General features: G+C 68.7%; 1 protein-coding gene. It reads right to left on the bottom strand.

The features are described from left to right. Positions 1–565 (bottom strand): NCS2 family permease (locus CXQ94_RS23970; protein ID WP_146070422.1); only part of this gene is annotated, 565 nt, incomplete at both ends.

A 565-nucleotide genomic window follows, 5' to 3' on the forward strand; every position in this document is an offset into this window, starting at 1 on the left:
GATGCCGGCCAGGCTGCTCATCATCAGCACGGCGACGAACAGCAGTGCCGGTGCGGTGGCATAGGCCGGTACGGCGCCGGCCAGCGGGGCGAAGAACAGGCTGAGCAGGAACAGCAGCGCGACCACGCAGGCGGTCAGGCCGGTGCGGCCACCGGCAGCGGTACCGGCGGCGGACTCGATGTAGCTGGTGGTGGTCGAGGTGCCCAGGGCGGCGCCGGCCATGGTCGCGGTGCTGTCGGCCAGCAGGGCGCGGCCTAGGCGCGGCATCTTGCCGTCCTTGTCCAGCAGGTCGGCCTTCTGCGCCACGCCGATCAGGGTGCCGGACGTGTCGAACAGGTCGACGAAGAGAAAGGCGAAGATCACGCTGATCAGGCCGATATCCAGCGCGCCCATGATGTCCAGCTGCATGAAGGTCGGCGCCAGCGACGGCGGCATCGACACCACGCCGTTGAGCTGCGACAGGCCGAGCAGGATCGACAGGCCGGTGACCACCAGGATGCCGATCATCACCGCACCGGTGACGTTGCGGTAGGCCAGCGCGGCGATCAGAAAGAAGCCCAGGCAC

Source organism: Arthrobacter sp. GMC3, from assembly GCF_002929305.1.
Lineage (GTDB): Bacteria > Actinomycetota > Actinomycetes > Actinomycetales > Micrococcaceae > Specibacter.